A 19,630-nucleotide genomic window follows, 5' to 3' on the forward strand; every position below is an offset into this window, starting at 1 on the left:
GCGAGCTTCGCCGCGACCGGCACGGGCCGCGCGAGTTTCGCCGCGACCGGGAGGGACAGCGCGGGGTTCGCCGCGACCGGGTGGAGGGGCAACGCGGGGCTTGCGTGGTGGGGTGCGCGGACGGTCGTTCAGGGGGTGCGGGTGGAGGGGCGGCGGACGAGGGCCATGGAGTCGGCGGCGCGGCGGGTCAGGCGCTCCAGAGGGCCGGCGCCGAGGAAGACGGCCCAGAGGGTCGTCGCGGCCAGCAGGGCGGCCGAGAGGACCAGCCAGAAGGCGTTGCCCTCCACGAGCCAGGTGTCGAGTCCGCCCGCCACAAGGATCGCCACGACGTGCGCCGAATACGACGTCAACGGCATGCTGCCCAGCGCCGCGACGGGAAGCAGCAGCCAGCGCACCGGGCGGGACACCAGGAGGCAGAGCCCCAGCACTGCGGCGCCGAGGCCTGCCGAGCCGATGATCTCGAGCGTGCCGCCCGAATGTGGCTCCACGTCCGTCAGCGTGGCGACGGCGGAGGCGGGAACGTCGGCCTCGAGCACCTGCTCGAGGTACGGCGCACCCGTATCGGTCGGCCCGCCCGCAGCAAGCGGATCAGGCACGCCCTCCGGATAGCAGACCGCATATCCCTCCGCCTCGACGTGGCAGAGCAGCCGGCTTCCAGCGATCTCCGAGATCGGTACGGAGGCGGCTGTCGTGGACCCGGCAGCACCCGGCCCGGACCCGCCCGAGCCTGCCGAGGACGAACTCGAGCTGGACCCACCGATGATCGCATCCTGAGGCGCCAGCAGCGTCGCCGTGCCGTAGCCGGCCGCCGCGAGGAGCACGCCCCCGATCAGCAGCACCACCGCGGTGCGCACCGCCAGGAGATCCGAACGGCCGACCGCAAGACCCGCGAGCATCAGCGCAAGCCAGACGGTCACCGGGTAGGTGCCGAGCAGCGCGAGATCCAGGCCGGGCCCGGAGGCACCGAGCGACAGCAGCCGCGCCGCTTCCAGGAGAGGCGGGCCGGCGACGGCCAGCGCGGCCGCGAGGATCCAGAGAGTCCTCCTGCGCAGCGCGAGGAACGGGATCACCGCGACGAACAGGACGCCGTAGACCGAGAGGATCACCGCGACTCCCGTGTTGAGGAGCTCGAGGACGAGGCCGATCGCGAAGACGGCGGCGCCGCGGCCCACCAGCTGGAGTCGGAGCCGCGGGAGGCGATCGCGCGAGGGTATGGTCGCTCCGCCGCTCATCAGCGCGACCGAGACCCCGGCCAGAAGAGCGAACAGGAGGGCTGAGCGTCCGTTGACGACGTCCGTCCACGTCTCGATGCGTGCCCAGTCGAACGTCTGGGTCACTCCGACATGCGCTCCGATCATCCCGATCACCGCGATCCCGCGAGCAACATCGACGCCCATCACTCGGGGCGCACGCCCGAAGCGGCGCAACCGCTCGAGGGGTGTGCTCCGCCTCGACGGGGCAAGCGAGGAGGGGAGCGACGGCGGGGCACCGAGGACTGTCATGTCGACCGATCGATTCGAGGGAGTGCCGCCGTGCGGCGGGCGACTCCCATCACACCGCAGAAGCGGATCCCGTCGCGTCCTTCCGCTGAGCCGAGCCCATCGGTCCAGGAGCGGAGACCCCCTCATCCTTCAGACGCACATCCTCCGGACTGCCCGGACCGGAGGACAGGAGCCTCAGCCGACTCCGTGCATCCACACGACCGGCGCGAAGTCGCTCGCGTAGCGGAACGGCTCGAGCTCGTCCTCCCAGGCCTGACCGAGGGCCAGACGCAGTTCGCGGTGCAGCTCGATGGGGTCGGCGCCGGCCAGCTCCATCGCTGAGCGGATGCGGTCCTCGGGGACGACGGTGTTGCCTGCGCTGTCGGTCTGCGCGAAGAAGATACCGAGCGCGGGGGTGTGCATCCAGCGGCCGCCGTCGGTGCCGGCCGACGCCTCCTCCGTCACCTCGTAGCGCACGTCGGCCCAGCCGCGCAGAGCGGAGGCGATGACGGCGCCGGTTCCGACGGGCCCCTCCCACACGAATTCGGCGCGCTGGGTGCCGCGGAGGACCGGCTGCTCGATCCAGTCGAAGTTCACGGCACGACCAAGAGCGCGACCTGTCCCCCACTCGAGGTGAGGGCAGAGCGCGCGGGGAGCGGAGTGCACGAAGAGCACACCCCGAGTCTGCTGCGCCACCATGGTGTCCTCCGTTCGTCCCGGTGCGTCTTCCCCAACGACCCGGACCACGGAACACCCTGCGGTGCATTCTTCGATTAGACGGTGGACGAGCCACCAGGTCAGATTATGCAGGAGGCACCGGCGGCCGACAAGCCGCCTCGCCGCGCGCCGCGACTCCGGCTCGCCGCGCCCCGGCGGTTCAGGCTCGAGCGTCCCTGCCTATACTCGGGTCGTCCGCGCCCCTGCCGATCCGAGAGCAGCACGAGCGGATCCCTACCATCCGTCAGACGCCCGCCGGGAGGAGCTCCGTGTCCGTCCGCGACGGCCTGCTCGCCCTGCTCACGCTCGGCCCCGCCTACGGTCTGCAACTGCATGCGGAGCTCCTCGATCGCGCGGCCCACCGCCGCCGGGTGAACGTGGGGCAGATCTACTCCACTCTCGAGCGACTGCGCGAGCGGGGCCTGGTCGTCGCGGCCGGCGCGAACGACGACGGTCTGCCCCTGCACGCGCTGACCGACGAGGGCCGTGCCGAGGCGCTCGCCTGGCTCAGCGGCGAAGGCGCCTCCCCCGAAGAGGACTGGGACGACGTGCTCGACCGCATCCTGCTGGCATCGAGCCTGTCCGAGGCCGATCCGACGGCGGTACTCGATGCGTACGAGCGGTCGACGCGCACCGAGCCGGCGGAGGAGTCGGCCGACGAGCACCCGCAGCGGCGCCTCGCCGCGGTCGCCGCGCAGGTCCGCGAGGAGGCTCTTCGACGCCTCCTGGACGCTGCCCGCGACGAGCTCTCCGCCAGCGGGCCCAGCCGCGGAGTGCGTGGCTTCGCTCTCGAGCGACCGCGCCGTGGCCGCCGGGCTGCGGCGCGGGACGAGACAGGCACGGGAGCCGTCGCTTAGGCTGGACCCCATGCCCCGCACCCCCCTCGGTCTCCGTGTACACTCCCGGGCGCGTCGGCGCCTCGTCGCGGCCGGAGCGGGAACGGTCCTCGTCCTCTGCGCGGCCCTCGCCGCACCGCTGCCCGCCTCCGCCGCCTACGACCCGTCCGACTACCCCTCGTGGTCGGATGTGGAAGCCGCCAAGTCGAGCGAGAACGCCACCGCCGCCGAGGTCGACCGCATCACCGCGTTCCTCGCGGATCTGCGCGACCAGGCCGCCGCGCTCACCGACGCTGCCATCAGCCGGGCCGCCGAGGCCGACGCCGCGCAGAGCGCTCTCGACGAGGCGACCCAGCGCCTCACCGCTCTCGACGAGCGCGCTGCCGGAGCCCGCTCCGACGCCGACGCCGCCAAGGAGCAGGCAGGCCGCCTCGCCGCGCAGCTGTACCGCAACGGCGGGACCGATGCGACCCTCAACCTCCTCATCGGCGGCCAGGAGTCGAGCGAGCTGCTCTACCGCCTGGGCACGATGACGCAGCTCACCCAGCAGACCAGCCGGCTGCAGGAGGAGGCGCAGTCGACCGAGAACCAGGCCGCCTCCCTCGCCGCACAGGCCGAGCAGGCCCGCGGTGAGCGCGTCTCGCTCGCCACCGCCGCCACCGACGCCCTCGCCGCGGCCCGATCCGCCCAGGCCGACGCAGATGCCAAGGTCGCCGAGCAGGAGAAGTACAGTCAGCAGCTCTACACGCAGCTCGCCTCCCTCAAGAACACCACTGCCGAGGTCGAGAAGGAGTACGCCGACGGCCAGGACGCGAAGGCGGCCTTCGAGGAGCAGCAGCGGCTTGCGCAGCTCGCCGCCGAGGCCGAGGCGCCCGGCAGCGCGCGGCCAGAGCGCCCGTACAGGTCACGGCTCCCGCAGCGCCGTCCGACGGCGGAGGCGGCCCGGTCGAGCTCGGCAACGACGACCCGACCGGCGCACGCAACAGCTCGGACAAGACCATCGGAGCCCTCGGCACCTACACGGGGAGAACCGGCGGCCTGTCCCCCGCCGAGGCCCAGGACTACGCCCGCTCCGTCGTCGGCAGCTTCGGCTGGGGCCAGGACCAGGTCGACCGCTGCCTCGTCCCGCTGTGGAACGGCGAGTCGGGCTGGCGCTGGAACGCGCTGAACCGCTCGTCCGGCGCTACGGGATCCCGCAGGCGTTGCCCGCGAGCAAGATGGCGAACTCGGGGGGCGACTACCAGACCAACGCGACGACGCAGATCGACTGGGGTCTCACCTACATCAAGAGCTCCTACGGCTCCCCCTGCGCCGCATGGGCGAGCTGGAACGACCGCTCACCGCACTGGTACTAATCGCACCGGGCGGTCACTCCGTTCACTTCGCCTGATCGTAGGAGTCGACGACCGCCACGGTGACGGGGAAATCGACCTCCGCCTCACCGAACAGGGAGCGCCCGGCCCGAGCCGCAGCCTCACGGACGATCCGGGCGACGCGCTCCGCCGCCTCCGCGGGCGCGTGCACGATCACCTCGTCGTGCAGGAAGTAGACGAGGTGTGCGCGCCCGACCGCGCCGCCCTCGCCACGCAGTCTCGCCCGCAGCTCCCCCATCCAGCACAGCGCCCACTCGGCAGCTGTGCCCTGCACCACGAAGTTGCGGGTGAAGCGACCCCATTCCCGCGCCCGAGGACCGTCGGCTGCGAGACCTTCGGCACCGGGCGGCGAGCTGCGGCCGAGCCACGTCGACACCGGCTCGCCCCTCTCTCCGGCTCGCGCTGCCGCCTCGACGTGCGCGACGGAGCGCGGGTAGGCGCGGGCGAGCGCAGGGAGCAGCCGCCCGGCCTCGCCGCTGGTCGCCCCGTACATCGCACCGAGCATCGCGACCTTCGCCCGGGGACGGTCGGGCACCACGCCGGCGTCGACGATGCCCTGGTAGAGGTCGCGGCCCCGTCCAGCGGCGGCCATCGCGGAGTCGCCGGAGAGTGCGGCCAGGATGCGCGGCTCCAGCTGCGCCGCGTCAGCGACGACGAGGCTCCAGCCCGGGTCGGCGGTGACTGCGGCGCGGATCTGCCGGGGAAGCTGCAACGCGCCTCCGCCGGATGTCGCCCAGCGGCCGGTGACGACGCCGCCGACCACGTACTCGGGGCGGAACCTGCCGTCGTGCACCCAGGCGTCGAGCCACGCCCAGCCGTTGGCGGTCAGCAGGCGCGAGAGCTTCTTGTACTCGAGCAGCGGAGGCACGGCCGGGTGCTCGATCGACTGCAGCTCGCGCGAGCGCGTCGACTCGACCGGCAGGCCGGCGCGGCGCAGCGCCCGGAGGAGGTCGGCGGGTGAATCGGGGTTGAGCTCGGGCGCGCCGAGCTCCTCGCGGAGGCGGACGGCCAGCGCCTCGAGCCGCGCCGGTCTGCCACCGAAGAGCGGCCGAGGTCCGAGCATCCCGGTCAGAACACGATCGTGGACGTCGGCGCGCACGGCAGACCGGCCGCAGCGATCTCGCGGGCGATGAGGGCGCCGACCGACTCGGCGGCGAGCAGTAGTCGGAGGCGGCCCGCCTCGGCCGCCCCCGCGAGCGCCTCCTCCTGCCGCGAGAGCTCGGCCAGGGGGTCGAACTCGTCGGAGCCGTCGGCGGCCTCCTCGAAGCCCAGCAAGGTGTCGAGGGCGGCGGGCGCCGCGGCTCCCGCGTCCCAGGCGTCGAGCGCGCCCGGGCCAGGGCTGACCCCGCGGCAGCGACCGAGCGGCGGAGGATCGCGCGGGCCAGCCGCAGGTCGTGGCAGCGGGCGACCACGCGCCGGAGTCGAGGAGGGCGGGATACCAGCGGGCGGTGTCGTCCCAGACCCAGCGCGGCCGCTCCGGCTCTCGCGCGCCGACGAACGCGGCGAGCTCGGCGGGACCGTGGCCGCTGCCGGCTTCGCCGCCGGTGCTCACATCGACGGCTCGCCACGCACCAGTGGGACCGCCGAGGAGCGCGAGGAGCATTCGGCCATTCTCCTCCGCGGCCGTGCTGCGGACGCTCACGGCTGCGGCTGCGGCTGCGGCTGCGGCTGCGGCTGCGAGGACGGGTAGCCCGGGAACGGCTTGTCTTGGGCGGTCAGCGGCTGATGCTCCCAGAGCGCCGCAGCGATCGCCTCCATCGAGTGGGCGTAGCCGACCAGAACGCGCCGACTCGGATCGGAGGCCCAGGTGACCGCTCGGAACCACGTCTCGCGATAGGGGCCGGTCTCGATCCGGCGCACCAGTCCGATCCGGCCGGTGCGCATCGCATCGACCATCACCCACTCGTCTTGACCGCTGCTGCGCAGCATCTGGAGCGGACTCCACTCGATCATCGCGCCTCCCGCCCTTCGCTCCGACGCGGTGGCGAGCACAGGCGCCGCGACGTACACTCGCAGACTATCGAACACATGTTCGAATGACCAGCCGGATCCGGCGAGAGAACAGGAGCACGACGATGGTGGTGATCGACGAGAGGGCGCTGGTCTCGACCGACGGCGAAGGAGTGCCCGTCGCGCTCGAATGGCGGGGCAGCAGCTACCGGGTCAGCGACCGCCCGACCGTGTGGACGTGCACCAGCGGGTGGTGGGCTCCCCTGGCGGGCTTCCCGCCGGCGTTCGGGGGCACACCGGTCAGCATCGGCGGCTGGCGCTTCCAGGCGACCGATCTGGCGACGGGCGGAGCGTTCGTCTTCGATGTCGTCGCCTCGAGCGGATCGTGCTGGAGCGTCGTACGCGTCTACGAGTAGTACCGGGGCGCACCCGGCGGACGGCTACTTGTCGGCGGACCAGGGAGCCTTCGTCATCGCGATGAGGGCGGCGGTGCCGGAGACGATACCGACACCGGCGATAGCGGCCACGACGAGCCAGAGCACGAGTTCCATGGGACGAGTCTACCGAGCTCCGCGCTCCTCCTCCGCCGCCCGGTTCTCGACTCCCCGGCTCTGCAATAGCGTGGACGGGATGACCGACCCCCCTACCCGGGCGAGTGTCGGGCTGCGCTCGGAGCGCGGCCCGATCCTGCTGTCCCTGATGATCTCGACCGCCCTGGTCGCCCTCGACGCCACGATCCTCTCGACGGCCGTGCCCTCGATCGTCGCCGATCTGGGCGGCTTCGAGCAGTTCCCCTGGCTGTTCTCAATCTACCTCCTGGCCCAGGCCGTCTCGATCCCGCTCTACGGCAAGCTCTCCGATGTCGTGGGACGCAAGCCGATCATGCTGATCGGCATCGCCCTCTTCCTGCTCGGCTCGCTCCTGTGCGGTCTGGCCTGGAGCATGCCCGCGCTGATCGCGTTCCGCGCCGTGCAGGGCCTCGGCGCCGGAGCGATCCAGCCGATGGGCATCACCATCGCAGGCGACATCTACACGGTCGCCGAGCGCGCGAAGACCCAGGGCTACCTCGCGAGCGTCTGGGGCATCTCCTCGGTCGTGGGGCCGACGCTCGGCGGCATGCTCTCGGATCTCGGGGCCTGGCGCGGGATCTTCCTCGTCAACATCCCACTGTGCCTGCTCGCGGCGTTCCTTCTGATCCGCAACTTCCGCGAGACGGCGCGCGGCGAGCGGCAGCCGATCGACCTGGCGGGCGCCGGGGTCCTGGCGGTGGGCACCGCGCTGCTGATCCTCGGGCTGCTCGAGGGCGGCAGCGCCTGGCCCTGGCTCTCCCCCGCGGGAGTCGGCGTCTTCGTCGTCGCTGCGCTGGCGTTCGCGTCGTTCGTCCTCATCGAGCGCAGGGCAGCCGCTCCGGTTCTCCCGCTCTGGGTGCTGACGCGGCGGGTGCTGATCTCGACCAGCCTCGTCTCGGTGACGGTCGGCGCGATCACACTCGGGGTCACCTCGTACTTCCCGACCTTCGCCCAGGAGGTGCTGGGCAGCTCCGCGCTCGGCGCGGGCTTCGCGGTCGCGGCCATGACCCTGGGCTGGCCGGTCGCGGCGAGCCTGTCGGGGAAGCTCTACCTGCGGATCGGGTTCCGCAGCACCGGGCTGCTCGGGGCCGGTCTGGTCGTGATCGGCACGGCCCTGACGATCCTGCTGGGCGCCTCCTCGTCTCTGTGGGAGATCGCGGGCTTCTGCGTGCTGATCGGAGCAGGCATGGGGCTGGTGGCGACTCCAACCCTGATCCGCGCGCAGTCGAGCGTCGGGTGGACCGAGCGGGGAGTCGTCTCGTCGACCAACTTCTTCGCCCGCAATCTCGGCAGCGCGGTGGCGGTCGCCGTGTTCGGCGCGATCGTCAATGCGAAGGCCGGAGGCGGCGTGCCCGCACCGACGGAGCTCGCCGACGGCACCCGCTCCGTCTGCATCGCGCTGACAGTGCTAGCCGTGGGGATGCTCGCGGCGGTGTGGGCAATGCCGAGGGAAAAGCGACCGGACGCCGACGCGGTCTAGGCGCGGCGGGCGGCCGCGATCCGGCGCAGGCGGTCGCGGCGCAGGCGGCGGACGCGGTGGGTCCAGCGCTGCGTCGGCGAGCCCATCCCCGGGTGCCGGCCCAGCGTGTGCAGTGCACGGTCGATACGCCGCAGCAGGCCGGTCACCGCGCTGAACGGCCGGGCAGAGATGCCGACCTCGAGGTCGCGGTCGAGCACGATCCGGTACCGGAGACCCAGATGCACGCTGATCTCGACGTCGTCGTGCACGTAGGCGTCGTGGCGGTGCACCTCGTCGCGGATCTCCTCCCACGCCGAGCGCCGGACCGCGCAGTTGGAGCCGAACAGCGGCCAGTTCGCGAGTGCCGAACCCATCAGGACGAAGTACGCCTCCATGTAGGCGAGGCGGGCGAGGATCCGGGCGGCCGGCCCGAGCTCGTCGAAGCGGCCCGGCCCGGTGACGGCGCCCACCTCCGGGTCGGCGAAATGGCCGGCGAGGCGCGCGAGCCAGTCCGGTCCCGGCCGGGAGTCGGCGTCGAGCCGTGCCAGGACGTCACCGCGGGCCTCGTCGAACCCGTGGGCGGTGCTGGCCGGGATCCCGGAGCCTCGTGCTGCACCACCCGCGCCCCCGCAGCCCGAGCGACAGCGACGCTGTCGTCGACGCTGCCGTCGTCCACGACGACGACCTCGAACGGGGCGAGGGTCTGCTCGCTCAGAAGGTCGAGCAGTCGCTCGAGATGGCGGGCGTCGTCCTTGACGGGGACGACGACCGAGATGCGCCGGTGATCCATCCGTCCAGTCAACGCGATCGGAGGCGCGAGCGGGCGCACCGCCACACGTCTCGGCCAAGGCCCGGCCCTGTCGTGAGGCTCCTACGGCGGCGGGACAGCTACTGGGATCGGAACGGATCCTCGATCGCACCCGCAGCGGGAGGTTCAGCGGCCCCGAAAGGAACAGGAGACGACCTGCCCCGCGGACCTCGCGACGGCCAGACCACCCGCACCATCGTGGCCGCTTCGGACTCCGGCATCGGCCGGGCCACCACCGTGGCCCTCGTCGACGCGGGGATGGACGTCGGCATCACCTGGCACAGCGACGAGGAGGGGGAAGAGGACACCGCCGAGGAGGTGCGCTCGCACGGGTGCCACGGCGAGATCGCGCCTGGACACCACAGAGCTCGACCGGCGGGCGACGTGATCGACGACGTGGCCGACCGGCTCGGCGGGCTCGACGTGTTCGTCGCCAACGCGGGCGGAGGCGGGATGCGGCTGACAGGCCCGCTGGCCGACTCGCACCTCCGCCAGGACGACTGGTGGGATGCCTGAGCCCGTCCACGACGCCCGCCCGCCCGGTACTCTCGAAGAGGCGTTCCGGCGGTCGGAGCGCCGAGGGTGGGATGTAGGTGACGCGCGTGTGGTTCCGGCGTCGACGCAGGCTGAAGATGCAGCCCTACGACCCCGACGAGAATCCGTCGCGCGAGCCGGTCTCGGTCGAGGAGGCCGCGGAGGAGGGCCTGATGCTCGCCCAGTACGCGAGCCGCATGGCCGTCAAGAACCGAGTGCTGATGGACGGGCTCGGCGACGACGTCCCGTTCGACGTCGCCCGCTACTCCGCCGTCGCAGCGAGCGAGCTCGAGAAGCTCGCCCGCGAGTCGGAGGTGGCAGCCGAGCGCCTGCGCGGGATCGCGGCCGACGTGACCTCGGTCGGCGGCCGCTCCGACCACGTGCACGACTACCGCTCGGCCGATGTGGACAACCTCGACCACCGCGAGCAGCTCTCCCTCCTGGTCGCCGACTCGCTCCGCCGGCGGGCGCACGACGAGGAGTACCTCGCATCGCTCGTCGATGACGCACGGCAGGATGCCTGGCGGGAACTCGCGCAGTCGATCGAGGAGACCCTGGACCGCGCCACGCGGCTCGATCCGGACACCGAGGAGTACCGCCGCGACCGCTCCGTGCGGATGGCGCTCGTCGTGGTCGACGACCTGGCGAAGCTGGCGGAGGAGCGCGGCAGAGCGCTCGGGGACTGAGGGGCGGCCCGATCAGGCCCATCCGGCGCGGAAGGACTCCGTCGCCTCGGCGGAGCGCTCGCGCACCGAGTCGAGGAGCTCCTCCATCGAGGTGCTTCGGAGGAAGGCGAGGCGGTCGAGCTCGGTGACCGGCGCGACGCCCGCGAGCTGCCACGCGTGGGCGGCCGGGTCCTCCGCCAGCTCGACGACGGCTCCGTAGCGCTGCTCGACGAACTCGCTGGCCACGGCCAGCGCGGTGCGGACGGCCGACTCTGCGGCGTCCAGCGCGGACGCGTGCCGCTCGTCCCACTCCAGGTCGGCCAGGGGCCGCACCTCGGCGCTCGGGTAGGGGTCGTCCTCGTACCAGCGCACGACTTCGAAGCGCTCTTCGCCCACGGAGTCGAGGGTGACGAACGATTCCGCGCCGTCGATGTTCAGGATGCGCGCCCGCGTGCCGACCGCGAACCGCTGGTCGCCCCCGCCCACCTCCTGGCCGCGCTCGATCAGCACGACACCGAACGCGAGGGTCTCGTCCTCGAGGACGTCGCCGAGCATCCGCAGGTACCGCGGCTCGAACAGCCGGAGCGGGAGCGGCATGTGCGGCAGGAGCACGGAGCCGAGCGGGAACATCGGGAGATCAGGCACGGGATCAGCGAACCACGTCGAGCGGAGAGCGGCCAGTACGGGCGCGGCGGGGCGCGACGTGCTAGCGCACGTTCGGGGCGATCGCCGACGGGTGACTCTGCCTGCAGTCGGCAGGCGCTCGGTCGATCCCCTCACCTACAGGCATCGCCGCTCTCCGCGGTCCTCCCTGAGACCGTCGTAGGGCCCACCAACGGGTGAGGAAGAGAGGAGGCGGACGTCCTGGCATAGGACGGCCGGAAAGGCTCTCCCGTTCTCACCATCCGCCGGATGATCCGTGCGGCGCTCCGACATGGTGCACTCGAATGTTCGAGCCGAAGCATTCCACGGTCTCCTCGAGTCCTGTTCTCCGCACGCGGCTGGTGATTCACTCAGACGCGCCGTCTCAGTGGCCGCACGGATCCCTGACCTTCCTGAGACTCCACACATGGAGAAGGTTTTTGTCCCCCGATGTGTCGGGCATTCGGAGGACACGGGCGCCTCCAGCCTGTCTATCGTCACTTTCACGAGCGGACACGACCGACGTGTCCCCACGACACGAGGGAGCTCTCGATGCAGCCATACCGGCTTCTGACGCTCGGTCTGACCCTGGCGGGAATCGGCGGGATCCTCTTCACGCCAGCTACCGTAATGGCGTCCCCCCTTGCCGCACCATCGCAAGTGATGGTGACGGCGATCCTGTCAGACATCGAGCACAGGAACGCCCAACTGCTTGTCGACGGAGCGGCTCAAGCCTCGGCCTTCACAGCCCCCGGCTCCACCTCCACGCGCACCCGGTCAGAAGCGATTGCGCTAGATGACGATGCACGCCGAGTGCAACGCGACCTCTTCGTCTCATTCGGCGAAGACTTCACTCACTTCACCACTACCATCGCTCTCGATTCCGCAACGTTCGCGAACGGATATGCGCGCATCGAGGCGACAGAAACCACCACGATGTCACGCACCGCTGATGAGAACGGTACGCCGAGGCCCGACTACTCCTATTCATTCCCACAGACCATAGATTTCGTTGATGAGCACGGAACGTGGCTGATAGACACCATCACACACAACCCGACACTGACTCCCGCAGATCTGCCCGAAACGATCGCACCTCCTTCCGAAATAACTGAGTCACAGAGGAACGGGACTACCGCCGCCGCACTTCAGCATCTCCGCGACATCGGACACTTCGCTTCACAGAGCGAATCTTTGATGAAGCTCCCCCTCCTCCTCCGCGATACTCTCGCGTCGTCGGCCGCGAGAAGCGCGTCCCCCGGCCCGTTCGTCCAGACGAGCACCTGGAGAGAAGGAAGGCCGCCCTCTCTTCAGAATGACCTCTCAAGTTCTTATCAAGAGAACGGCGCCCACCGAGACGCAATCGTCGACTACGCACTCAAGTACGCAATGCAAAGAAACCCAAACTATAAGACCATGGACGATGATTGCACAAATTTCGTGTCGCAAGCTCTGGTCGCCGGGGGTTGGAAACAGGTGTATGGCGCACAAGACGACGAACGAGCATGGTTCGGGAACAACGTGTTCGAGTCTCGGACTTGGTCCACCGCGCAACCGATGTTCGACTGGGGATTCCATACCGCGGGAAACTTTAAGTACGTCACTTCTTTCACGCCGGGCGACATCACTTTCTGGGTTTGGTCGGGAAGCTACAGTTTCGACCACAGCACGGTAGTGACCTACGTTGACTCCGACGGCCAGCCCTACTTCACTGAGCACACCAACGACCATGTGAACAAGTCACTAACCGCAATTCTATCCGAGAACCCCGGTGCCGTATATTCAAATTGGGCTCCCTGATGACCGCGCCCTACTCACGGGAAAGGATCTGCATTCGATCCGCTATAGGATTCGTGCTTTCGACCGTAGTCCTCGCGGGGTGCGCCTCAGATCCGGCGGCGACGACGACTCCTCCGCCCCCTGCGGCGATGGAGGAGCGGAAGAAGGTCATAGCGGCCATCGACTCCGGAGACGCAGCACACATCGTCGCACTGTTCCCCTCTCAGAACGCCGACGAGGTGGAATCCATCTTCAGAACCTGCAGCACGATCTCGGAAGCGTCGCGCCGAATGGATGAAGACCACGGTGAGTCGCCGAGGACGCTTTATGTGACGCTCACCGGTGCATCCCGGGACGATCCCGGTCGACAAGCGACCTGCTCGTTTCTCCTCTACTGGACCGACGCGCGGGAGTGGAGACTCTCGCCATGATTCCCCGGCACGACGGAGGACCAGAACGAGGACGTCGTCTCGCCGACGACGTCATCGGAAGCAAGGCGACATCGGGTCGGCCTCGCACGCGATGAGTGTGGGATCAGAAAGCGCAATGTGGACGAGGAACCCGATACTCAGCACCGTCACGACGACGCCGACCACGATCGCGGCGATCGCGATGGTACGGCCGCGCATCGTGCGATCTCTCGCGAGGCGAAGCGCGAGGCCCGCGAACAGGAGGTTGAACGGCACAACCGGCACCAGTGCGACCAGCCCCGCCCAGGCAAAGGCCGTAGGGGCCCCGAGCGGGACAGCCTGCACGCTCGTCTGCTCACCCGAGGCACGCGAGAGCTGACGCTCGACCTTGCCCAGGTCCTTGTAATAGCGCCTCATCACCGAGTCGAAGATCACCCCGCGCCACCGGCCGAAGGGACCGCGCATCGTGAACACAGACAGCGCGACGAAGGGACCCGACAGGACGACCACGGTGAACAGCAGCATCGAGCGCGCTACCGGGCCGAGTGGCAGGGCGCCGTCGCTCACATCGGAGGTGACGATTGCGCCGACCAGCGACAGCCAGAAGAAAGCCCCCACGAACATCAGGGCGATGTACCCGAAGACCGCCCGCCATACTTGTCCCCCAACGAGACGGTAGGTGATTTCGCCGAGAGCGACATAGGCGACGGCGGTGACCACGAACTCCGCCGCGAATCGAGCGATAGTTGCGGATCCGTTCGGAGGCGGCGCGATCACAAGACCTACCATCCAGAGAGCGAGAGGTATCGCAACGAATGCCACCGACTGCTGAAGAAGGCGCGCTCTCGAGGAGAGAGCATGATCATCTTCGCCGGCGGCCACCAAGCGCAGCCGCTCGGCCTTGCGACGATACTCCGCCCAGAGCAGCTTGTCGACCTGAACCTCACCGATGCGCATCTCCGCCGCCGCCGCCCAGAGAGCGAGCCCGACCCCGAGCACGACCGGCATCACCATCCGGAGAACGTCGATGCGCCCAGGCCCGGTGGTGACGGAGGAGAGAAAGGCCCACCCTGCGAGACTGAGGGACAGGAGTCCGCACAATCGGGCGATCACAGCCACGATCCGCTTGCTGGCGAGTTCTCGTGCAATCGTTGAAGGGGTTTCCGATGCGCCGACGCGGAAGGTGACCGGCGTGAACCAGACCGCCACAATCACAGCGAGCAACGCGGTGAACCCTCCTGTCAGCAACGAGCTATTCGCCGGATGGATCACAATGTCTGGCATTTGCTCGGCGGCCGGAAGATCGCGTTGTAACCATCGGATCCAGAGAAACAGTCCGAAGAAGATCGTCACTGGCGCGACAGCGGCTGCGTAGTACAGCACGCTCGAGAGCACGCCCCGCCGGAGCCGCACCGACTCATCATAAATACCGAGTGCCACATCATCCATGTAGATCTCTACTGGATCAGTTTCCGACATCGAAGTTCCTTCCCTGGAGCACCGCGCTCACCAGATCGGAGGGGAGAACCAGCCGCCGACACTCGGAGCGGACGTGCGTCTCCTCTCATCACATGACAGTGTCTACTCCGACAGGTGAGCGATCGTCAACCGAGATGAGAAGATCACGAAAGATGGAAGCGCTCTCTTAGAGCCCATGCAGGTTTTCTCCACAGTCTCTTGGCGTTTCCTTACTGAAACAGCAGATTTCTCAGTAGCGCAAAAGTGAGCCTGTGAACGGTGACTGCGCGCGCCAGCGCCAGGAGCCGCTCGCCATCGGCGCGCACCCGCAACGGCGCGCCGACCAGGACGCAACTATGGCGACTTCCGCGGCAAGCTCGTGACGCTACAGGACCCCGCTTGCCTTGGGAATCCGAACACTACGGACGCCGGAGGGGTTCTGCTCCTGCAGCGTCCGCCTCGACGGCGCTACTCCCCAGTGTTCACTCAGTAGGGCGTACGGGACTTGAACCCGTGACCGACGGATTATGAGTCCGCTGCTCTGACCAGCTGAGCTAACGCCCCGCGGCGACCGCGCGCACGGCCGTCAGAAGGCGGCGGGAGCGGACGCTGCGTCGGCGGCCGGATCAGCCACCGGCTCACCACGATACAGGCTCTCGAAGGTGCTGATCGTGCGGTTGATGTCGTGCGCCGCGACGATGCGGAGGGAGGCGCGCTTCATGGCCTCGACGGTCTCCGCGTCGGCCGTGAGGACCGTCGTCAGGCGATCGGCCAGGGCCTCGGCGCTGCCCGGCTCGAAGAGGAAGCCGTTCTCACCGTCGTGCACGAGGTGCGGCAGGGCCATCGCGTCGGCGGCGACGACCGGGAGGGCCGAGGCCATCGCCTCCATGGTCGCGATGCTCTGCAGCTCGGCGATCGACGGCATGGCGAACACGGTGGCGCGGGTGTACGCCTCCTTCAGCTCGGCGTCGGAGACGTAGCCGGTGAAGCGGACTCGGTCGGCGATGCCGAGCGTGGCCGCGAGCTGCTGCAGGTTGCGCATCTGGTCGCCGCCGCCGACGATCTCGAGCTTCGCGTCGAGCGAGGAGTCAAGCAGGGCCACGGCGCGCAGCAGGACGTCGATGTGCTTCTCGCCCGTCACGCGGCCGACGAAGAGGATCGAGTTGCCGGTGCGCGGCGTGAAGTCAGGGGTGTAGTTGTCGGCGTCGATACCGCAGGAGATGGCGTGCACGCCCCGGAGGCCGGTGGCGGTCTCGAGGAACTGCGCGGCTTTGCGGGTCGGCGTGGTCACCGACTCCGCCCGGCCGAAGGTGCGCCGCGCGGCCCGCCACGCCATTTGCACGGCCTTGGCCTGCACCGCCTTGGGTAGCAGGGTGAACTCGAGCATGTTCTCGGGCATGAAGTGGTTCGTTCCGATGATGCGGATACCGCGCTTGGCGGCCTCGATGCCCAGGCCGCGACCGACGATGATGTGCGACTGGAAGTGCACGACGTCGGGTTTGACCTCGTCGAGGATGCGCGCGCTGTTCTGGCGGATCCGCCACGGCATCGCAAAGCGCAGCCAGTCGTGCGGAAACCAGCGCCAGCTGTAGAGCCGATGCACGATCATCCGCTGGCCCTCGTGGGTCTCGACCCGGGTGCCGCTCCAGCCGTCGGCCGAGGGAGCGACGACATGGACCTCGTGGCCGCGCTGAGCGAGGCCGGCAGCGAGACGCTCGGCGAACTTGGCGGCACCGTTCACGTTCGGTGCGAAGGTGTCGCAGCCGATCACGACCGTCAGCGGTCGGGCGTCGGGCGACTCCGGTCGAGACGCATCGCGGGATTCTGACACGGGGTGGGTCCTATCGGTGTCGTGCCGCTCGTGGAGAGGAAGGAGCGATCGGCGGAGGTCGGTCGGTTTCAGGGCTCTCGGCGGGTCCCATTGTAGGCAGAGGAGTCCTCACCACCCGGGAGCCCGCGCCGCGCGGCTCAGCGAGCCTGCGGGTGGTGCTTCGCGAGCAGGAAGACTCCGTAGATGGCGACGACTCCGGCGACGATGAAGAGCGGGATCGCCCAGGGCGCGGCGTACTCCGCCTCCCCGAGCACGACGATGCCGATCGCGACGGCGACCAGCGGATCGATCACGGTGAGGCCCGCGACGACGAGGTCCGGTGGCCCGGACGAGTACGCGTTCTGCACGAAATAGCCTCCGAGCGCGGTCGCGGCCAGGAGGGCCACGATGCAGACCACCGTCAACGGATCGAACTCGCCGTACTTGATGCGGTTGAGCACGACCTTCGCGAGGGTCGCGACGAAGCCGTAGACCACGCCCGCTCCGACGATGTAGAAGATCGCCTTCGCCCCGCGCCGGAAGACGCGGAACGCGATCACGAAGACGGTGAGCACGACCGCGAGGATCACCAGGATCGTGATGAGCTCCGGCGTCTGGATCGACTTGTCGACCGAGTTGAAGGCGGCGACGAGCACGAAGGTGCCCACCCCGCCGACACAGAGCACGATCGCCCGCACGGAGGCGCGGTTCAGGCGCACGCGGCTGACCCGCGCGTTGACGACCGCCGTGATGACCAGCGCGACCGCGCCCAGCGGCTGAACGACGATCAGCGGGGAGAAGCCCAGGCTGGTGAGCTGGAAAACGATCGCGAGAGCGAGCAGCAGCGTGCCGATCACCCACGAGGGCCGTGAGAGCAGCGCGAACAGCTGACCACCGCTCAGACCCGACGAGCCGGAGCGCTTGGAGAACCGCTCGACCTTGGCGACTCCGCGATGCTGGAACTGGGCACCGAGCGAGAGGAACACCGCGCCCACCAGGGCGATCGGGATGCCGATGAACTTCGCCGGGTCGTTGACGAGTTCGGCGAGATCGGCGGGCATGGGGTCGACCCTACCCAGATCCGATCGCCGAGTCCTCCGACGCACGGGTGAGCGGACAAGCCTGGCGGATGATCCCGCCGGGAGCCGCACGGGCCCCGCGATACCCTGAGCGCATGGCCGTCCTCCCCATCCGCATCGCCGGCGACCCCGTCCTGCACTCCCCCGCCGCTCCCGTCATCGCCTTCGACGACGCCCTCCGCACGCTCGTCGCCGACATGTTCGAGACGATGGACGCGGCGCCCGGAGTCGGCCTCGCCGGCCCTCAGGTCGGAGTGCCGCTGCGGCTCTTCGTGTACGACTACGCCGACGACGACGGCACGCCCCGTCGCGGAGTCGCGATCAATCCTGAGCTCTACGTCACGCCGACTCCGCTCGGCGAGGCCGACGAGGACACCGAGTCGGAGGGCTGTCTCTCGTTCCCGGGCGAGCGGTTTCCACTGCGCCGCTCAGAGCGGGCGATCCTCCGCGCGGTCGACCTTGATCAGGAGCCGTTCGAGATCGTCGCGGACGGCTGGTTCGCGCGCGTCTTCCAGCACGAGTTCGACCACCTCGACGGTGTGCTCTACACCGACCGCCTCGAGCACGAGTACCGCAAGCCCGTCGCGAAGATCACCCGCAAGCGCGGCTGGGGCGAGCCCGGCGTCTCCTGGCTGCCCGGCGTCGAGCACCTCGAGGACTGACTCAGGCCAGGTCGACCCCGTGCACGCCGTTGTGGTGGCGGACCGCGGGGAAGGAGGCGGTGACGCTGCGGCCGACCCCGGGCGTGCGCTTCTCAGTGACGTCGCCGCCGAAGAGCGCCGCCCGCTCGCGGAGCTCCGACAGCTCTGGGCTGTCGATGCGCTCGGTGAGCGAGCGCAGATCCGCCGCGAGATCGCTCGCGTCCTCCTCCGCCGCACCGTGACGCTCCCGGTCGTCGTCCACCTCGACGCGCAGGCCCGTCGGCGTCCAGCGCGAGCTGATCCGCACCTCGGTGCCGGCACCACCGGTGGCCAGAGCGGAGTCGAAGGCGTACTCGAGCACACGCTGCACGGCGACCTCGGCCCCGTCCTGCAGGACGAACGGCTCGCCGAAGGTCTCTTCGCTCACAGCGAGACCGCGCTCGCGAGCATCCTCGATCAGCGGGGCAGCGCCTCCGGACCGCGGCAGATCGCCGGGGTCGACAGCGGCGACCGTCGCGATGCGGCGCAACTGGGCGAGCGAGGCCTCGGCGGCGTGCACCGCACGCCGGGCCGAACGCGCGGCAGCGGCGGGATCCCGATCGATGGTGAGCCGGACGCTCTCAGCCTCCTCGACGACATGCGAGGCGCTGCGCACGGCGAGCTGCTCGAGCTCGCCGACGATGCGCAGCCGCGCCTCCTGCTCGCGAACGGCCAGTTCGAGGCGCACGACGCGCGCTGCCTCCTCCGCTCGGCCCGCGGCGGCTCGACGCGCGGCGCCGTCGGCACGGCGCCAGAGCACGACGGATCCGATCAGGGCGAGCAGGACGATGACGAGGACGACTTCGAGCACGACGGCCTCCGGAGCGGTGGGGTGGGATCGGCGCAGGTGACGCCGGAGTGAGATGGTACTCGCGACCGGGTCGTCGCGGCTGAGGTCATCGCGGAAGTGGCGGCCGTGGATCAGGCGTCGGCGCGGACCGAGCGCGTCACGGTGAATCGCCGATCGCGGGCCACGACCTTCGTCGGGCCGATCGCACGGCGCAGCTCGGCGGGATGCGCGAGATGCGAGTTGAAGACGGTCCAGAGCTCGCCACCGGGCCGCAGCACGCGGCCGGCCGCCCGGAGCATCCGGCGGGCCACGAGATCGGTGACGGCGCCGTCCGAGTGGAACGGCGGGTTGCAGAGGACGACGTCGACGGAGGCGGGGGCGAGGGTGGAGGCGTTGTCGTCGCGGAGCACTCGCACGGTCACTCCGGCGCCCGCGGCGGTCGCCCGCGCGGAGTCGACGGCGAGGCGAGAGGTGTCGGTCGCCGTGATCGCGAGATCGGGGCGGGCCCGGGCCAGAACAGTAGCGAGGATCCCGGTGCCGCAGCCGAGGTCGAGCGCGGTGCCGCCGGGGAGCGCCACCGGGTCGAGGGG

The 19,630-nt window shown here is 69.8% G+C and carries 19 protein-coding genes, 1 tRNA gene and 2 pseudogenes; 10 read left to right on the forward strand and 12 right to left on the reverse strand.

Annotation, left to right across the window (positions count from 1 at the left end; genetic code table 11):
* Window positions 1-128: 128 nt before the first annotated feature.
* Both ACH61_RS08310 and ACH61_RS08315 read right to left on the reverse strand, forming a co-directional pair.
* Complete coding sequence (locus ACH61_RS08310) at window positions 129-1,502, reverse strand: heparan-alpha-glucosaminide N-acetyltransferase domain-containing protein (protein ID WP_082845132.1); 1,374 nt, start codon at window positions 1,500-1,502, stop codon at window positions 129-131.
* Between the two features lie 174 nt (window positions 1,503-1,676).
* Window positions 1,677-2,180, reverse strand: coding sequence for a DUF3145 domain-containing protein (locus ACH61_RS08315; RefSeq protein ID WP_068210960.1), 504 nt, complete (start codon window positions 2,178-2,180; stop codon window positions 1,677-1,679).
* 287 nt (window positions 2,181-2,467) lie between these two features.
* Here ACH61_RS08315 and ACH61_RS08320 point away from each other — a divergent pair, with 287 nt between their 5' ends.
* From ACH61_RS08320 to ACH61_RS19025, 3 genes are read left to right on the forward strand one after another with little or no spacing between them, the layout of a single operon-like run.
* Window positions 2,468-3,055: a PadR family transcriptional regulator gene (locus ACH61_RS08320; protein WP_068210964.1), complete on the forward strand. Its 588-nt coding sequence runs from the start codon at window positions 2,468-2,470 to the stop codon at window positions 3,053-3,055.
* 10 nt (window positions 3,056-3,065) lie between these two features.
* Window positions 3,066-4,202 carry a coiled-coil domain-containing protein gene (locus tag ACH61_RS19020; RefSeq protein ID WP_068210967.1) on the forward strand — a complete coding sequence of 379 codons (1,137 nt, stop codon included), beginning with the start codon at window positions 3,066-3,068 and terminating at the stop codon, window positions 4,200-4,202.
* Window positions 4,203-4,236: 34 nt separating this feature from the next.
* Window positions 4,237-4,389, forward strand: coding sequence for an aggregation-promoting factor C-terminal-like domain-containing protein (locus ACH61_RS19025; protein WP_201787591.1), 153 nt, complete (start codon window positions 4,237-4,239; stop codon window positions 4,387-4,389).
* A gap of 22 nt (window positions 4,390-4,411) precedes the next feature.
* On the opposite strand, the pseudogene ACH61_RS08335 reads toward ACH61_RS19025, so the two are convergent.
* Both ACH61_RS08335 and ACH61_RS08340 read right to left on the reverse strand, forming a co-directional pair.
* Window positions 4,412-6,010 (reverse strand): annotated as a pseudogene (locus ACH61_RS08335) (bifunctional 3'-5' exonuclease/DNA polymerase).
* Window positions 6,011-6,045: 35 nt separating this feature from the next.
* On the reverse strand, window positions 6,046-6,360 hold the full coding sequence (locus ACH61_RS08340; protein ID WP_132504207.1) for a hypothetical protein: 315 nt from the start codon (window positions 6,358-6,360) through the stop codon (window positions 6,046-6,048).
* 83 nt (window positions 6,361-6,443) lie between these two features.
* On the opposite strand from ACH61_RS08340, the gene ACH61_RS08345 reads away from it, so the two are divergent.
* Both ACH61_RS08345 and ACH61_RS08350 read left to right on the forward strand, forming a co-directional pair.
* Window positions 6,444-6,773: a hypothetical protein gene (locus ACH61_RS08345; protein WP_068210977.1), complete on the forward strand. Its 330-nt coding sequence runs from the start codon at window positions 6,444-6,446 to the stop codon at window positions 6,771-6,773.
* A gap of 214 nt (window positions 6,774-6,987) precedes the next feature.
* Complete coding sequence (locus ACH61_RS08350; RefSeq protein WP_068210980.1) at window positions 6,988-8,406, forward strand: MFS transporter; 1,419 nt, start codon at window positions 6,988-6,990, stop codon at window positions 8,404-8,406.
* Here ACH61_RS08350 and ACH61_RS08355 read toward each other — a convergent pair.
* Window positions 8,403-9,112 (reverse strand): annotated as a pseudogene (locus ACH61_RS08355) (glycosyltransferase family 2 protein). The gene ACH61_RS08350 and the pseudogene ACH61_RS08355 sit on opposite strands and share 4 nt — an antisense overlap.
* Between ACH61_RS08355 and ACH61_RS16280 the strand changes: the two are divergent.
* The gene (locus ACH61_RS16280) at window positions 8,993-9,709 is read left to right on the forward strand and encodes an SDR family oxidoreductase (RefSeq protein WP_236713605.1); all 717 of its coding nucleotides are present in this window, start codon (window positions 8,993-8,995) and stop codon (window positions 9,707-9,709) included. The pseudogene ACH61_RS08355 and the gene ACH61_RS16280 overlap by 120 nt on opposite strands.
* Window positions 9,710-9,786: 77 nt before the next feature.
* Window positions 9,787-10,413 (forward strand): asparagine synthase, encoded by a 627-nt coding sequence (locus tag ACH61_RS08365; protein ID WP_153038823.1) that lies wholly within the window; start codon window positions 9,787-9,789, stop codon window positions 10,411-10,413.
* A 12-nt stretch (window positions 10,414-10,425) separates the two neighbouring features.
* Here ACH61_RS08365 and ACH61_RS08370 read toward each other — a convergent pair whose 3' ends face one another.
* Window positions 10,426-11,037, reverse strand: a complete 612-nt coding sequence (locus ACH61_RS08370; protein ID WP_236713606.1) for an LON peptidase substrate-binding domain-containing protein — start codon at window positions 11,035-11,037, stop codon at window positions 10,426-10,428.
* Between the two features lie 549 nt (window positions 11,038-11,586).
* Between ACH61_RS08370 and ACH61_RS16285 the strand changes: the two genes are divergently transcribed.
* Window positions 11,587-12,834, forward strand: a complete 1,248-nt coding sequence (locus ACH61_RS16285) for an amidase domain-containing protein (protein ID WP_158286062.1) — start codon at window positions 11,587-11,589, stop codon at window positions 12,832-12,834.
* The gene (locus tag ACH61_RS08375) at window positions 12,834-13,244 is read left to right on the forward strand and encodes a hypothetical protein (RefSeq protein ID WP_132504202.1); all 411 of its coding nucleotides are present in this window, start codon (window positions 12,834-12,836) and stop codon (window positions 13,242-13,244) included. The genes ACH61_RS16285 and ACH61_RS08375 overlap by 1 nt, the downstream gene beginning before the upstream one ends.
* Before the next feature lie 51 nt (window positions 13,245-13,295).
* Here ACH61_RS08375 and ACH61_RS08380 read toward each other — a convergent pair whose 3' ends face one another.
* The 4 genes from ACH61_RS08380 to ACH61_RS08395 form a co-directional block, all read right to left on the reverse strand.
* Window positions 13,296-14,702, reverse strand: a complete 1,407-nt coding sequence (locus ACH61_RS08380; RefSeq protein WP_068210996.1) for a hypothetical protein — start codon at window positions 14,700-14,702, stop codon at window positions 13,296-13,298.
* A gap of 469 nt (window positions 14,703-15,171) precedes the next feature.
* Window positions 15,172-15,245, reverse strand: a tRNA-Ile gene (locus ACH61_RS08385).
* Window positions 15,246-15,267: 22 nt separating this feature from the next.
* A complete protein-coding gene (locus ACH61_RS08390) occupies window positions 15,268-16,512 on the reverse strand; it encodes a glycosyltransferase (RefSeq protein ID WP_068210999.1) in 1,245 nt (414 codons plus the stop codon).
* Window positions 16,513-16,649: 137 nt separating this feature from the next.
* Window positions 16,650-17,552 (reverse strand): DMT family transporter, encoded by a 903-nt coding sequence (locus ACH61_RS08395; protein WP_068211001.1) that lies wholly within the window; start codon window positions 17,550-17,552, stop codon window positions 16,650-16,652.
* A 113-nt stretch (window positions 17,553-17,665) separates the two neighbouring features.
* Between ACH61_RS08395 and def the strand changes: the two genes are divergently transcribed.
* Window positions 17,666-18,232, forward strand: coding sequence for a peptide deformylase (gene def / locus ACH61_RS08400; RefSeq protein WP_068211004.1), 567 nt, complete (start codon window positions 17,666-17,668; stop codon window positions 18,230-18,232).
* 1 nt (window position 18,233) lies between these two features.
* Here the strand turns inward: def and ACH61_RS08405 are convergent, their stop codons facing one another.
* Together ACH61_RS08405 and ACH61_RS08410 are read right to left on the reverse strand one after the other, a co-directional pair.
* Complete coding sequence (locus tag ACH61_RS08405; RefSeq protein WP_068211006.1) at window positions 18,234-19,061, reverse strand: sensor histidine kinase; 828 nt, start codon at window positions 19,059-19,061, stop codon at window positions 18,234-18,236.
* A 110-nt stretch (window positions 19,062-19,171) separates the two neighbouring features.
* Window positions 19,172-19,630 (reverse strand): class I SAM-dependent methyltransferase (locus ACH61_RS08410; RefSeq protein WP_153038824.1); only part of this gene is annotated, 459 nt, incomplete at its 5' end.

The sequence above is a fragment of the Rathayibacter tanaceti genome (genome assembly GCF_001634385.1).
GTDB classification, from domain to species: Bacteria; Actinomycetota; Actinomycetes; order Actinomycetales; family Microbacteriaceae; genus Rathayibacter; species Rathayibacter tanaceti.

Coding starts and splice junctions, on each gene's coding strand:
- ACH61_RS08310 (WP_082845132.1), bottom strand. CDS start 1,502: ATGACAGTCCTCGGTGCCCCGCCGTCGCTCCCCTCCTCGCTTGCCCCG.
- ACH61_RS08380 (WP_068210996.1), bottom strand. CDS start 14,702: ATGTCGGAAACTGATCCAGTAGAGATCTACATGGATGATGTGGCACTC.
- ACH61_RS08395 (WP_068211001.1), bottom strand. CDS start 17,552: ATGCCCGCCGATCTCGCCGAACTCGTCAACGACCCGGCGAAGTTCATC.
- ACH61_RS08345 (WP_068210977.1), top strand. CDS start 6,444: ATGACCAGCCGGATCCGGCGAGAGAACAGGAGCACGACGATGGTGGTG.
- ACH61_RS08315 (WP_068210960.1), bottom strand. CDS start 2,180: ATGGTGGCGCAGCAGACTCGGGGTGTGCTCTTCGTGCACTCCGCTCCC.
- ACH61_RS08340 (WP_132504207.1), bottom strand. CDS start 6,360: ATGATCGAGTGGAGTCCGCTCCAGATGCTGCGCAGCAGCGGTCAAGAC.
- ACH61_RS16285 (WP_158286062.1), top strand. CDS start 11,587: ATGCAGCCATACCGGCTTCTGACGCTCGGTCTGACCCTGGCGGGAATC.
- ACH61_RS08375 (WP_132504202.1), top strand. CDS start 12,834: ATGACCGCGCCCTACTCACGGGAAAGGATCTGCATTCGATCCGCTATA.
- ACH61_RS19020 (WP_068210967.1), top strand. CDS start 3,066: ATGCCCCGCACCCCCCTCGGTCTCCGTGTACACTCCCGGGCGCGTCGG.
- ACH61_RS08350 (WP_068210980.1), top strand. CDS start 6,988: ATGACCGACCCCCCTACCCGGGCGAGTGTCGGGCTGCGCTCGGAGCGC.
- def (WP_068211004.1), top strand. CDS start 17,666: ATGGCCGTCCTCCCCATCCGCATCGCCGGCGACCCCGTCCTGCACTCC.